The organism is Photobacterium sp. BZF1 (assembly GCF_014349205.1).
Classification (GTDB): domain Bacteria; phylum Pseudomonadota; class Gammaproteobacteria; order Enterobacterales; family Vibrionaceae; genus Photobacterium.
On sequence record NZ_JACSOF010000172.1, the window covers coordinates 1 to 13,691 of the forward strand.

Sequence of the window (13,691 nt, forward strand, 5' to 3'; positions counted from 1 at the left end):
ACAGCAGGACAGCAGGACAGCAGGACAGCAGGACAGCAGGACAGCAGGACAGCAGGACAGCAGGACAGCAGGACAGCAGGACAGCAGGACAGCAGGACAAGCTAGCAACGCCCTTACGCATAGCAATCGTTAATTGCCAAAGATGAACACTTCTGTCCCCACAGACATAAAAAAACGGTAGGTACCTTGCAGTACCTACCGTCTGTATTGATTCTCACAACAAAGCTAATAGCTAGCTTTGTTCAGGCATAGGATTAGATACCTAGCGCCTGACCACCACCGATTTGTAGTGTTTCAGCAGTGATGAATGAAGCATCTTTGCTTACTAGGAAAGAAATAGCAGAAGCCACTTCTTCTGGCTGGCCTAGGCGACCAAGCATGATGCTGTTAGCCCAAGAAGCAAATACTTCAGGCTTAGTTTCTTTAATCTGTGCGTGGAACGGCGTATCGATAGTACCTGGAGATACCGCGTTAACACGGATGTTTGCTGGTGCTAGTTCTTTTGCAAGAGCACGAGTTAGCGTGTGAACAGCTGCTTTAGATGTACCGTAGATACCTGCACCTGGGCCACCTGCGTTCCAAGCAGCGTTTGATGTAAAGTTGATGATTGACGCGTTGTCAGACTTCTTCAGGAACGGGATTGCCGCGCGAGAAACAAAGAATGCACTGTCTAGGTTTAGTGCCATTACTTTGCGGAAGAACTCAGTTTCCATGCCTTCGATTGGGCTGCGACCACCAAGGCCACCAGCGTTGTTAACAACAACATCGATCTTACCGTATTTTTCACCGATAGCATTGATGTTTTCAGTTACAGCATTCTCATCAGTTACGTCAAAACCACGGTATTCCGCTTCGATGCCAGCTTCTGCTAGCTCAGCCACACAGCTTGCGCCTTTTGTGTCTTCGATACCGTTAAGAATCACAGTGTAGCCATCTTGACCAAGACGCTTAGCAACTTGGAAACCGATACCACCTGTAGCACCAGAGATAAATGCAACTTTGTTAGACATATCAATGTTCTCTTTAAGTTAGTTAATGGCTATGCCGAAAGCTCTGAGGAAAAGTACGCTTCGACATCTAGCAATCAATAATATTGTATTACAATAACACCTTTCATCGAGAATTCAAACCTCATGACAAGATCAAAAGTGATCTTCGTCTGGTTTAGGTACAAAAAAGGCGCCGAAGCGCCTTGAATTGATATTTGGGAAGAGATTTACTTCGGCTGATTGCTGTACGCACAACCTTCATACAGGGCTTCCTGAGTCGCCTCTGCAGAATAGTTCGGGTTCGCAAACCAAGTACTTTCATCGGCAAGGCTCACTGACACGTTGATAGAATCACGTGCACCTGGACCCGAGCGCATCACACAAATCTCTTTGTTTTGTAGCTTTTGCCACAACTCAGCACCCGCACCTTCACGCAACGTCAGGATGTCACCTTGCTCGCTAACGTCACCGGCAGCATTAGATGGACCATATTGCTTGATGTACCAGTTCACATTCTCGAACTTGCTACGGTCTAGCACACCTTCGCTCTCAACATACTCGGTGATCATGTCACGGACGGCATACACAGGTTCGTTTGAAGAATCCCAGATCACCTGCTCGCCAGTGATCCACTCTTGGCCAAGCAGGGTACCTAGACGGTAATCATTGATAGCAAGTACATAATCAGCTTGTGGGTTGAAATCACCGCCACGGATTTCGGCGATATCAATACGCTCACCAACCGCTTTGCTCAGATCAACGGTGTATTGAATTGAACCATCGAAGATGTCGTAGTTGTAAGCAGGAATAGCAGGGTCGAAAGACACAGTAATGTCGTTCTGCTGGTAGGTATTGAAGTAACCGTAAGACCACTCCATGTACTCTTTCAACTGCTCACCCTTGATGCTGACAGCAACCAACTGGTTGTCGTACATGTAAAGGTTGGCACTGTCTTTCTTGCGGTATTCCTGACCATCGAACAGGTTCGAGCCGTCAGAGAACAGCGCTGCAGCAGAAACATCAACTTTGATGCTGTTGCCTTCGGCATCAGAACCTTTCTGCTCGATGTTCATGATTTGGATCTGGTTGATCAAATCTGTGATCGGCATGTCCGCCAACTTGCCAGTATGGATAGAGCTGTAAAGACGTAGACCTTCACTGTTAAGTACCTGCTCTTCCAAAACGGCCTCATCGGCAAAACCACCCATTGAGTTGGTAAAGTTACCTTTCACTTTACCAATCATGATATTGGCATCTTCAACCGAGGCGTCATGGATATGCTGCATCTGCTCTTGCAGGTGCTTGTCTTCCTGTACGTTCTCTACCTTGCGGTTAGAAAGCGTGGTATCGACAATCTGCCATTTACCCTGCGTGTCTTTCTCTAGCTCGATTTCAGCCTTGGCCAGTGCCCAACCCCAGTTGCCCGGCTCGATGATCTTCACTTTCTCGTGACGGTTCTCGGCGTTATAAACACCAGATTTAGCCTTGTCTTCTTGCTCGCTGTTACCATCAACAGAGATTTCCGGCATTTCAGCGGTAAAATCTGCGCCTTTCTCTACTTGCTCGATAAAGCGGGCATGTTCGTGGCCCATGAAGATAACGTCGAACTTGTCTGCCAGCTTAGAGGCAATCTCATGTACACCACGGCCATGTTCTTTACGGCCATGGTGAAGGGCACCAATGACGACATCCGGCTGGTATTGGTCGATAACCGTATTTACTGTCTCGGTAACCGATTCCAGCTCGTCTTTGAAATCCAGGTTACGGAAGTTTTCTGGGTTAGACGCGTTCCACACCTTTACATAGGATGGGGTCAAACCGATTACCGCCACTTTGGCACCGTTGTAATCAAAGATCTGGTAGCCACGCAGGAATGGGGTTTCTTCCTCGTTCGCTTTACAGTCAACCGAGTTCTTATCCCAAATCACATTGGAAGAGATCACCGAACCGTTGAAGTTCTCAAGGCTACGCTCAAGGAAAGCGCGCTCGAAATCAAACTCGTGGTTACCCGGTACCCAAAGGTCATAATTTAGGGTGTTCATGGTTTCAACCACAGGGTGAACCGGATCATTGTTGAACAGCTCTGCCGAGTTGCCCTGAACGGTATCGCCCAGGTCAATCAGCAAGAAATTGTCGTTGTTGGCGCGCTCGTCACGCAGCAGGGTAGCAATTTTCGAGAAACCGGCATTTCTATCGACGCCGTCTAACGCATAGTCAAAAGCAAAGATACGGCCATGCATATCACCGGTCGCACCAATGGTGATCGTCTGGCTTGTTAGTTCGTTATTCTCGCCTTTAACGATTACCGAAGGGGTAGGTTCAAAAGTTTTACACTCGGCGATGGTAATAGGTGTAGAGTCATTCGCAAAGCTTCCAGCAGAAGCCATCAGGATTGCGGCACTGAGTGTCGCAAGCTTAAAGGTTTTATTTTTCATCTCACAGAGCCTAATGTCAGGGTAAAAACATTAGCAATATAAGGAGATAAAATAGAATAAATACGTAAAAATCACTCAATCTGTTGCGAAATGTAAATTTAGTAAGTTGGATAAATGCCGCGTTAAATGTAAACCGTTGCATGCTGCAAGCAGGTTAAAGCTCAACAATTGCCCAACACAAAATCGGGCACATTTAAAACAAGCAATCCTTTGCTTGCTGCTTTTAACTAAATAAAATTTAACCTCTAGCTTTAGCTACCTCCTGATAGATTGCCGGCTTGATATCGATAAGCCGAGTACCGTTTAGGCAATCTAGTCCTCTAACAGTAACCACTCCCTTTTCTATCACTTCAATCGGTAATACCGCAGCACCGATAGGATTGGGTCGAACAGGCGAGCGCAAAGCAAAAGTCCCTTTCATCGCCCCACCACGACCGTGCTGAAGGTTCACCACTTGCCCTTCAGGCTCACTCCTTACCTTTGAATCACCCAGCCAATACAAAACGAGGATATTCTGTCCTTTTTCCAGACCATGTAGCCCTGCTTGGTAATCCGGGTTCAGAACGATTTGGCACTCAGGGCCATTAGGGTCGATATTTTTTGGGCAATCTTGCAATGCTTTATATGGCGTACTGATCGTACCGATAAATGTAAGTTCCGCTTTCATCTCGTTTTCCTATATGTGTTTTCTGACTTTATTTATTGTCGGGCTTAATGGTTGAAACGGCGTAGATAAGAATGGTGACAAAGATAATGCTACCGCCAATAAAACTTGCTAATGGAGGCACTTCATCAAAGAAGCTATAGGCCCAAAGCGGTGCGAGTACCGTTTCTAGCATCAAGATCATGCCGACTTCAGGCGCAGTGATATAACGGGTTGCCACTTGCGATAACACTCGACCAAACGGTGCGGTGAACAGCCCCATCAATGCCATGATGATCCATGTGTTTAAGCTGTACTCTGATGGTGTCGCCAAGAAGAACATCACAATAGCCAGAAACAAACCACCAAACCCGACACTCGCCATACGGCTGACATGCTGGTATTTCCTTAGCTGGACTTGGTTCAGTGACAAGCAAATCACGGCAAACAAGGCCAAGCCGTCACCCAATAGATTACCGGACTTAAACGAGCCCGATACGACAATGGCTATACCAACCATCACTGAAACGATGGCTATCCAGGTTGAACGTTTAGTCACTTCACCAAGCAACCACCAGCTGAATAAAGCAGCCAAAGCCGGTGATGCACTAAGGATCACAAAAGTATTGGCAATGGACGTCAGCTTGATACTCAATACCAAACCCGCAGCACTACCCAACATCAGCAAACCGGACAGTAGCACTTGCCAGCCGCTTTCTTTCACCGCCGTAACTAGCCCCCGCTCATCACGCAGCTGAATACATAACGGCATCGAGATGGCGGTAAATAGGCCAAACAAAAAAGCAGTATCAAACCCACTGACGCCGGATAAACGAATAAACACAGGATCCAAACTCATCAGCAAAGCACCTAGCAAGGTGATCATCACCCCTGCGGTGCGAGCACTATTGGGTTGGATGCTTTTTGAAATAACAGCATTCAAGAACGTGGTCATATCTCTCCCCTCACAAAATCATACTAATCAGTATGATTTGATCGTGAGAGTTGTGTCAACAAAAATCATACCGTATAGTATGATTTAACTCTGAGCCGAGTTTTGATGCCTTTCTGTAGGCGTACGGAAAAAGACACTAGGAAATGTGATGGGAAAAATAGAGCAAAACAAAGAAAAGAAGCGGCGGGAGATTTTAGCTTCGGCAAAAAGTGTATTTTTAACAGAAGGTTATGTACTAGCGAGTATGGATAAAATTGCGACCAACGCAAAAATGACCAAACAAACGGTGTATCGCTACTACCCATCCAAGATCGATCTGTTTCAATCGACGCTAAAAGATATGGGTAACAGCCTTGATGAGAGTTTTCTCACTCATCTGGAGAAAGCGGATACCAAGCTGGCACTACTCAACTTTGCCATTGATTTCATTACCTTCCATTTATCTGACGAGCACATTGCTACGTTCCGTTTACTGGTCGCAGAGAGTACAAAGGCACCGGAGATCGTCGGTATTTTCCATCAAGTAGGTCCGGATCAAACCGATCAGCAACTCGCGGCCTTTTTCAAACAAAGATTAGGGATGGAAGAACCCGAAGCGACGGTCAAGCTCTGGACAGGAATGTTGCTGTCACTGCGAACTGGGGTTCTAATGGGAATGGAAAAGCCAAACGCACAAGCGATTGAGAAGCATGCCAAAGATGCCACTGAGTTTTTATTCTCTGCCATCACGTCTAATCAATAAATCACGATAACATCTTTCGACGGTAAGCCGGTGCGGTGTAACCCGTCCATTTTCTAAAGGCACGGTTGAAGTTGCTAAGGTCATCGTACCCTACCCGCCAGGCGACCTCGTGGGTACTTACATCTTCTTGACTCAGCAACTGTATCGCATGGTCACGCCTTGAGTTGTCCCTGAGTTCGCGGAAGGTTAGCCCCTGCTGGCCCAGATTACGTTGCAGGGTTCTTGGCGTCATTCCCAGCAGGGTTGAGAACCACTTGATATTGAACCAAGGTAACGGTGCATAGGTGTCAATAAGCTTGCTTACCGAGTGATGCCAATTGGCATCTCTGGTTTGTTCAGGAATCGGGTGGAAACCATCTGGGAGCGGGACCGTAAAGGCGCCAAACGTTTGTCCAAACGCAATCTGGGTCTTGGTAAACGAAACAGGGAGCTTGTCTGCGTTAGTATCTGACGACACCAGTTTGGCTTGTTCCGGCTGCCAATAGCCATCGATGAAGCGGCGGCAGAAATTAATCATTGCCAGTGTTCGAAACCATTCAGCCTGTTCAAACCCGGGGGTCGAATCACGGAAGGCACTGCGATGGCACAACCACCATTTGTCATCGAGCATCTCTGTCCAGACAATCACATGGTTGTTGAGCTTGGGCATTTCTGAAACCAATAGCTGAATACCTTCAGAGAGGCTGCCGCACTGCTGGACCTTGCTATCCAACTCAGGTGAAAGTTGCTTGACGGTAACAAAGCGGCCAATTTCAATCCCAACCAGATAGCCATAGCGTCTCTCTAACCCGTACAAAAACAACATAATATCTTTGGTCGGCAACCAATGCTTCTTGTCCATCATTTCAACCGGCAGCTCACACTCCTCGGCGACCGCCTGCCAATCAAAGCCCTTTTTTTCACAGTAATCTATGAAAGGCCAGATGTTCATGGTGGAAGTCAGGATGATATCTGTGGTCGAAGAAGTTGATTTCATATCGGTTTGCCAAAAACTCACTAACGGTTTACTAACACATCATATGAAATTTCAGTGTACTGCATGGCAGTAAGATTGTTTCAACTTATGATCTTTTTCCTGTAATAGAGTAGGCGCAGAACAAAAAAATCCCCAGCAGATAGCTCCACCGGGGATTGGTTTTATCGCAATCACACGTCGTTAGATTGCACTTTCTATCTTATGACCTTTCGGTAGTTGGTGGGCGATACCCTTATGACAATCAATACAGGTATTGCCGTCTTCGATAGCGCGGCTATGAATACCTGCAGCAACTGACTTCTGGGTACTGAAGTCCATATATTCAAAGTTATGGCAGTTCCGGCACTCTTGGGAATCATTGGCCTTCATGCGATCCCACTCGCGGGATGCCATTTCGAACCGGTGATCCTCAAACTTTTGCGGTGTATCGACTATCCCCAATACTTTGGCATACAGCTCTTTCGAAGCTTGGATCTTACGCACCATTTTCGGTGCCCACTCTTTGGGTACGTGACAATCCGGACAGGTCGCCCTGACGCCACTGCTGTTGTTGTAGTGAACGGTCCCAACATACTCTTGGTAAACGTTGTTCTCCATTTCATGACAACCGATACAGAAGCTTTCCGTGTTGCTGTACTCCATTGCAGTGTTAAACCCGCCCCACAGGATGACACCTGCAACCACACCTACGGTCAGGACGGTGCCAATCGCAAAGTGGCTGGGCTTTCTGAACCACTGCCAAAAACGCCGGATAATCCCAGGTCGTTGACTCTCCATAGCCCCTCCTATTGGCCGAATTTACCAGCCGGTTTAAAGGTGTTTTCCACCAGCGGCGCGGCATCGGACTGCGATACATGGCACTGTAAACAGAAATAACGGCGAGGGGCGACGTCACTTAGGATCTTGTTGTTACTATCCATGTAGTGCGTTGGACTCACCCTTGGCGCGCCAGTCCTGCGGTACTTATCGACATCATGGCATTGTAAACAGCCATTGTTGCTTGGGTTGATCTGCACCATTTCCGTTGAGTGCGGGATCAATGGCGGTTGATGAACAAATTCCAAGGCCAGCTTATCTTGCATTTTTGGCACCGGCTTGATGGGCGCAACAGCATTGGTATCCCCTATTTCCTGCGCGCCACGTAACGAGGTAACCTCTGCAAATGCTGCTAGGCTCACGACAGCCGCCAGCAGCGCAGACACAACATACTTACCCTTCATTTTTATTGGCTCCAATTCTTATTTTAAATTCCAATACTTCCTCGGAACAGACATCAATACAGCGTCCACAACTGATACACTCCTGACTCATCACCTTGCGATCCCCACCTTTGAGCGGTTGCCTCAGCACTTCTGGCTCGGGACACACGTTGAAGCAATCCATGCACTTGTTGCAGGCTTCGCGGTTAGTCGCGGTGATTCGTACCAGGCTCTTGCGGCCAATCACCCCATAGGTCGCACCAAGCGGGCATAAATGACCACACCAGCCATGCTCGACCAATACCAGGTCCAGCAAGAACACCAGTAAGATCAATACCCAACCCGCCCCCATACCGAACACCAAGCCTCGGTGCAGTGCCGCAACAGGGTCAATCCAGCTCCACAACACGGTGCCTGACACCGCACTGCCAATAAGCAGTACTGGCAACAACCAGTAACGCAGGCTGGACGGCCAGCGGTAACTAAGATTGATCCCAAGCTTTCGCCTTAGCCAAGCGGCCAAGTCCGTCACCATATTGAGTGGACACACCCAGGCGCAGAACACCCGAGGGGCCAGCAGGGCATAGAAACCCGCCACAATGGCACCGCCAAGCAGGGCAGCCAACTCAGGCCAGTGACCTGCGGCAATGGTTTGCAACAAGATCAACGGGTCGGTCAGTGGCACGGTGTCAAACAAAGTACTTGCCGACAGGTTGCCACGCAGTACACCCAGTGTCGGGCCGATCATAAACAAAGCGATGATCAACAACTGACAGCTGCGGCGCAGGAGCAAGAAGCGGTGGGCTTTCCACCAGCCCAGCGAGGCGGTTGCCGCCTTGCCGGCATCTTTTGCCAAATGCTTAGCCATTACTGACCTCCTCCACTGTTACCAGGCTTATGGGCAGGCAAGGTCAGATCCTCAGGGATCAAACTTTCCCCTTTCTTGGCCTTCTCTTCCCAACCCAAGCGATAGTGGTGACCAAGCTCGCCTTTGGCCAATACCGTCGGCACAACCTTGATCGCCGCTTCGTCCAGCACACAGGCTTGCTCGCATTTACCACAGCCGGTACAGACATCGGAATGCACCGTCGGGATAAATTTGGCATGGTAGCCGGTACGTTGGTTACGGATTGGCTCAAGGGTGATCGCTTCATCAATCAATGGGCAGACACGGTGGCAAACATCGCAGCGTAAGCCCAACCAGTTGAGGCAGGTTTCATGGTCAATCAATACCGCCGTGCCCATCCGGGCATCATCGATATCAGTCAGGCCATGATCCAACGCACCACTCGGGCAGGCTTCCACACAGGGAATGTCTTCACACATCTCACACGGTATTGTCCGGGCGGTAAAATACGGTGTCCCCGAAGCTACTGGCGACAACAAGCTTGCCAGCTTCAAGGTATCGTAAGGACACGCCTGAACACATAACCCACAGCGCAAGCAAGCCTGCAAAAACTCAGGTTCAGGCAACGCACCGGGTGGCCTTATCGGCACACCACTGCTGTCAGCCTTACTCTGTTTGCTCTGTAGTCCGAGTACGGTCGCTGCCGCTCCCACACCCACTGCCGTCCGTGCGGCATCCCGAAGGAAACGGCGGCGGCTTTCCGATGATTTGAGAGGTGAACGCTTCATTAGTCTGTTTCCGATAGTTAGGCTTTAACCACCTTCACTGCACATTTCTTGAAGTCCGTTTCTTTCGAAATGGGATCGGTTGCATCAAGCGTGAGTTTGTTGGTCAGTTGCCCGGCATCAAAGAAAGGCATATACACCAAGCCTTGCGGTACCCGGTTACGCCCGCGAGTTTCCACATGGGTGAGTACCTCACCGCGGCGGGAAACAATTTTTACTGCATCGCCCCGACGCAGCCCGCGCTCTCTGGCATCGAGCGGGTGCATGTAGAGCACAGCATCAGGGAATGAACGGTAGAGTTCCGGCACACGACGGGTCATTGAACCGGTATGCCAATGTTCCAGTACCCGCCCAGTTGATAGCCACAGGTCATACTCGTTATCCGGAGACTCTGCTGGCGGCTCATATGGCAGGGCAAAAATCACCGCTTTCTTATCCGGCTTGCCGTAGAAAGCGAACTCTTCACCCTTCTTCACATAAGGGTCATACCCCTCGGAGTAACGCCATACCGTCTCCTTGCCATCAACCACAGGCCAACGCAGGCCACGGGATTGGTGGTACATATCAAACGGAGCCAAATCATGAGCATGGCCCCGTCCAAAATAGGCATACTCTTCGAACAAGCCTTTCTGGACATAGAAGCCAAAATCACGGGACTCATCATTGAGTCGATCAGCGGCGATTTCATCCAAGCTGTACTTATCGGCCTTACCGTTTTTGAACAGCACTTCGAATAAGGTTTTGCCTTTGAGCTCTGGCTTCTTGGCGATCAACTCTTGTGGCCACACTTCCTCAACCTTGAAGCGCTTGGAGAATTCCATCAGCTGCCACAAATCAGATTTCGCTTCACCCGGCGCACTGATCTGCTGGTGCCAGAACTGGGTACGGCGCTCGGCATTACCGTAGGCCCCTTCTTTTTCAACCCACATCGCTGTCGGCAAAATCAAGTCCGATGCCATTGCGGTTACGGTTGGATAAGGATCAGAAGTGACAATGAAGTTAGCCGGATCGCGGTAGCCCGGTAGGCGTTCCTCGTTAATGTTCGGACCAGCCTGCATGTTGTTGTTACACATCACCCAGTAGGCATTGAGCTTGCGGTCTTTGAGCATCCGGTCTTGCAAAATCGCGTGGTAACCCGGCTTCGGAGGAATCGTGCCTTCAGGGATATTCCAATGGGTTTCGCACATTTCACGGTGCTTCGGATTCATCACTACCATATCGGCTGGCAAACGGTGGGCAAAGGTCCCCACTTCACGCGCCGTACCACAGGCAGATGGCTGTCCGGTCAGCGAAAACGGGCCACAACCTGGCTTGGAGATCTTGCCGGTCAGCAGGTGGATGTTATAAATCAGGTTATTGGCCCACACACCACGGGTATGCTGGTTAAAGCCCATGGTCCAGTAAGACACCACCTTGGTTTCTGGGTTGGCGTACATTTCGGCCAACTCGTTAAGTTGGTCAACCGGCACCCCTGTTAATTCAGAGGTATATTCCGCGGTATAGGTCGAGACGAACTTGGCGTAGTCTTCGAAACTCATTGGTGCCGAATCACCGCACCCCGGATTCTTGGCGGCTTTTTCCAATGGGTGGGTCGGACGCAGACCGTAGCCAATATCTGTCACACCCTTGCGGATGTTGACATGCTTGTCCATGAAGTCCTTGTTGACCTTGTCATTAGAGATAATGTAGTGGGCAACAAAGTTGAGGATAGCCAAATCGGTCTGTGGCTTGAAGATGATTGGGTTGTCGGCCAATTCATAGCTGCGGTGGGTAAAAGTCGACAGCACAGCAACTTTCACCTTGTCGGATGACAAACGGCGGTCGGTCAGGCGTGTCCACAATATTGGGTGCATCTCAGCCATGTTAGATCCCCAAAGCACGAAAGCATCGGCATGTTCGAGATCGTCATAGCTACCCATAGGCTCATCCATACCGAAGGTACGGCCAAACCCAACGACCGCAGACGCCATACAGTGGCGGGCGTTCGGGTCAATATTATTGGAGCGGAAACCCGCTTTGTACAATTTCGCAGCGGCATAGCCTTCCCAGACTGTCCACTGACCAGAACCAAACATGCCAACGGCAGAAGGACCTTTGTCTTTCAGTGCCTGCTTGAACTTGTCGGCCATCACATCGAAAGCTTCATCCCAACTAACTGGGGTGAATTCCCCTTCCTTGTGATACTTACCGTCTCTCTTACGCAATAACGGTTGGGTCAGGCGATCTTCCCCATACATGATCTTAGGCAAGAAGTAGCCTTTGATACAGTTGAGGCCCTTATTGACCGGCGCATCAGGGTCCCCCTGCGATGCTACCACACGACCATTTTTGGTCCCCACCAGCACACTACAGCCTGTCCCACAGAAGCGGCATGGGGCTTTATCCCACTTCACTTCCTGATCACCATCAGCGGCATTGGCCACCGACACAGGTATGGTTAACCCTGCTGCACTGGCGGCAGCAATGGCTGCATTGGCCTTTAAGAAACTACGTCTAGTAACTGTCATGTTACGCTTCCTTTAGCTCAGATTGTTCTTCCATTTGGTGGTAAACCAGCGTGGTATCGAGTACCCCAGGCAACTGCTTGATATAGTCAAAGTGACCAACGATGTCGTTTTTTTGCTCGCCCTCAAGCACGACAACCAATTTCCCTGATTCACCAAAAATCGGCACTTCAGCCCCCGGTAAGCTCTCTATGGTCTTTTTTATTGATTCAAGCTGCTCAGCTACGACGTAAACAATCAAGCTGCAGACATGGAACTCACTCACAACAAAGCCCCCCTTTAAGGCACACCACCGAATCCATCCCAAAACAGTAAGTGTCATTTCTCGCAGTAGGGTGCAGATATTTACACTTACTTTTATAGTGGTTATTAACCAATTTATGCCGATTATGAATACGTTGGATACCCACAAAGGGGTATTGGAGGGATTGGTTGTTTTAGATCAAAAAAACGGCAATACCGAGCTCACATTAATGTAAATCAGGAAGTTACCAGACTCTGATAAGAGGCTGTGGAATGAGATTAAAAAGGAGTTAATACAAATAGCCAATAGCCAATAGCCAATAGCCAATAGCCAATAGCCAATAGCCAATAGCCAATAGCATCATAGTGTTCTACACCATTTGGCTAAATATAATGCCAGTTGATCGGCTTCTTTCTCTAGCGGCATGGCATGGCCCATAGGGCTGAAGAACACAGGGTCGACCCCGTAATATTCTGCGGAGGCCTCAACCAAAGAGACAGGAACCAGCTTGTCTTCTTTCGCGCCGATCACCGTAACAGGCAGACTCAGTTGGGCATTATCATCGATTGTGTGGGATTCAATAAACAGCCGAAGATCTTCGGCTTTCAACTCTGACATCAACATAGCTAGTTGCTGCTGGTTGGGCTTACTGGCAAACAACGCGTCAATCATAACGTGCTGGTAATAGGGGTTGAGCAGCGCCATATTCGGCATCGCCATGACCTGACCGAGTACCATCGCCAGCGCTGGGTTTTCGAGCAACATGGTTTGGTTCAGTTGGCTGAAACCTTGCGGGGGAACCGATGCCAACAAAGCAACACCGGCTAATTTCCCTTTCAACGTCTCATGTTGGCAGGCATGCTGGACAATCAAACCACCCAGTGAATAGCCGACAAGCACAACAGGCTTTTTTTCTTGCTGATGCACAAAATCGACAAAAGCCACCACATCGCTAACGTGATCTTGAAAAGGAGAAGAGGAGTATTTTGCCTGATGGTTACCATGACCACGTAGAGTAAGGGAATAAGAAGAGAAGCCACTATTAGCAATCAATGGCATTAACTGGTGAGTGAATAGCCGACCGCTACTTAATATACCGTGGATAAATACCACCGTAGGAAAGCTAGAGGAGGACTTACTATCCAAAGAATAGTATTCAAGTACTTTGCCTGAATATTTCGTCACTTGACTTTGCATCCACCCCTCCATCTGATTTTTACGTTATTGTAAAGCGCCTTTCGATTAAATTATTGAAGTAGAGTAACAATTATGACAAATATAAAATTAATAAACATAAAGGCAAAGCATATATTAGCGAGTTCAACCGAAAAGTCTAAAACCGCACAGCAAAACAAAAAAGTCATTAATAAAC

13 protein-coding genes are annotated in these 13,691 nt (G+C 48.8%); 1 reads left to right on the forward strand and 12 read right to left on the reverse strand.

Annotation, left to right across the window (positions count from 1 at the left end):
* Nucleotides 1-254: 254 nt before the first annotated feature.
* From BIZ37_RS26190 to BIZ37_RS26205, 4 genes are all read right to left on the reverse strand, one after another.
* On the reverse strand, nucleotides 255-1,010 hold the full coding sequence (locus tag BIZ37_RS26190; protein ID WP_107300180.1) for an SDR family NAD(P)-dependent oxidoreductase: 756 nt from the start codon (nucleotides 1,008-1,010) through the stop codon (nucleotides 255-257).
* Nucleotides 1,011-1,216: 206 nt separating this feature from the next.
* Complete coding sequence (locus BIZ37_RS26195) at nucleotides 1,217-3,424, reverse strand: bifunctional UDP-sugar hydrolase/5'-nucleotidase (RefSeq protein ID WP_187464019.1); 2,208 nt, start codon at nucleotides 3,422-3,424, stop codon at nucleotides 1,217-1,219.
* 238 nt (nucleotides 3,425-3,662) lie between these two features.
* Nucleotides 3,663-4,091: an SAM-dependent methyltransferase gene (locus BIZ37_RS26200; protein WP_187464020.1), complete on the reverse strand. Its 429-nt coding sequence runs from the start codon at nucleotides 4,089-4,091 to the stop codon at nucleotides 3,663-3,665.
* Nucleotides 4,092-4,119: 28 nt separating this feature from the next.
* Nucleotides 4,120-5,022 (reverse strand): DMT family transporter, encoded by a 903-nt coding sequence (locus BIZ37_RS26205; RefSeq protein WP_187464021.1) that lies wholly within the window; start codon nucleotides 5,020-5,022, stop codon nucleotides 4,120-4,122.
* Between the two features lie 148 nt (nucleotides 5,023-5,170).
* Here BIZ37_RS26205 and BIZ37_RS26210 point away from each other — a divergent pair, with 148 nt between their 5' ends.
* Nucleotides 5,171-5,764 (forward strand): TetR/AcrR family transcriptional regulator, encoded by a 594-nt coding sequence (locus BIZ37_RS26210; RefSeq protein WP_187464022.1) that lies wholly within the window; start codon nucleotides 5,171-5,173, stop codon nucleotides 5,762-5,764.
* A gap of 1 nt (nucleotide 5,765) precedes the next feature.
* Here BIZ37_RS26210 and BIZ37_RS26215 read toward each other — a convergent pair whose 3' ends face one another.
* The 8 genes from BIZ37_RS26215 to BIZ37_RS26250 all read right to left on the reverse strand — a co-directional run bounded on the left by BIZ37_RS26215 (nucleotide 5,766) and on the right by BIZ37_RS26250 (nucleotide 13,516).
* Nucleotides 5,766-6,740, reverse strand: coding sequence for an AraC family transcriptional regulator (locus BIZ37_RS26215; RefSeq protein ID WP_187464023.1), 975 nt, complete (start codon nucleotides 6,738-6,740; stop codon nucleotides 5,766-5,768).
* Nucleotides 6,741-6,920: 180 nt separating this feature from the next.
* The gene (napC, locus tag BIZ37_RS26220; RefSeq protein ID WP_187464024.1) at nucleotides 6,921-7,517 is read right to left on the reverse strand and encodes a cytochrome c-type protein NapC; all 597 of its coding nucleotides are present in this window, start codon (nucleotides 7,515-7,517) and stop codon (nucleotides 6,921-6,923) included.
* Nucleotides 7,518-7,525: 8 nt separating this feature from the next.
* Nucleotides 7,526-7,960, reverse strand: coding sequence for a nitrate reductase cytochrome c-type subunit (locus BIZ37_RS26225; protein WP_187464025.1), 435 nt, complete (start codon nucleotides 7,958-7,960; stop codon nucleotides 7,526-7,528).
* Nucleotides 7,950-8,807: a quinol dehydrogenase ferredoxin subunit NapH gene (gene napH / locus BIZ37_RS26230; RefSeq protein WP_187464026.1), complete on the reverse strand. Its 858-nt coding sequence runs from the start codon at nucleotides 8,805-8,807 to the stop codon at nucleotides 7,950-7,952. Before napH ends, BIZ37_RS26225 begins: the two co-directional genes overlap by 11 nt.
* A complete protein-coding gene (gene napG, locus BIZ37_RS26235) occupies nucleotides 8,807-9,574 on the reverse strand; it encodes a ferredoxin-type protein NapG (RefSeq protein ID WP_187464027.1) in 768 nt (255 codons plus the stop codon). Before napG ends, napH begins: the two co-directional genes overlap by 1 nt.
* Nucleotides 9,575-9,591: 17 nt before the next feature.
* Nucleotides 9,592-12,078, reverse strand: coding sequence for a nitrate reductase catalytic subunit NapA (napA, locus tag BIZ37_RS26240; RefSeq protein WP_187464028.1), 2,487 nt, complete (start codon nucleotides 12,076-12,078; stop codon nucleotides 9,592-9,594).
* A gap of 1 nt (nucleotide 12,079) precedes the next feature.
* A complete protein-coding gene (locus BIZ37_RS26245; protein WP_039466007.1) occupies nucleotides 12,080-12,340 on the reverse strand; it encodes a chaperone NapD in 261 nt (86 codons plus the stop codon).
* A gap of 339 nt (nucleotides 12,341-12,679) precedes the next feature.
* Nucleotides 12,680-13,516: an alpha/beta hydrolase gene (locus tag BIZ37_RS26250; RefSeq protein ID WP_187464029.1), complete on the reverse strand. Its 837-nt coding sequence runs from the start codon at nucleotides 13,514-13,516 to the stop codon at nucleotides 12,680-12,682.
* Nucleotides 13,517-13,691: the final 175 nt, after the last annotated feature.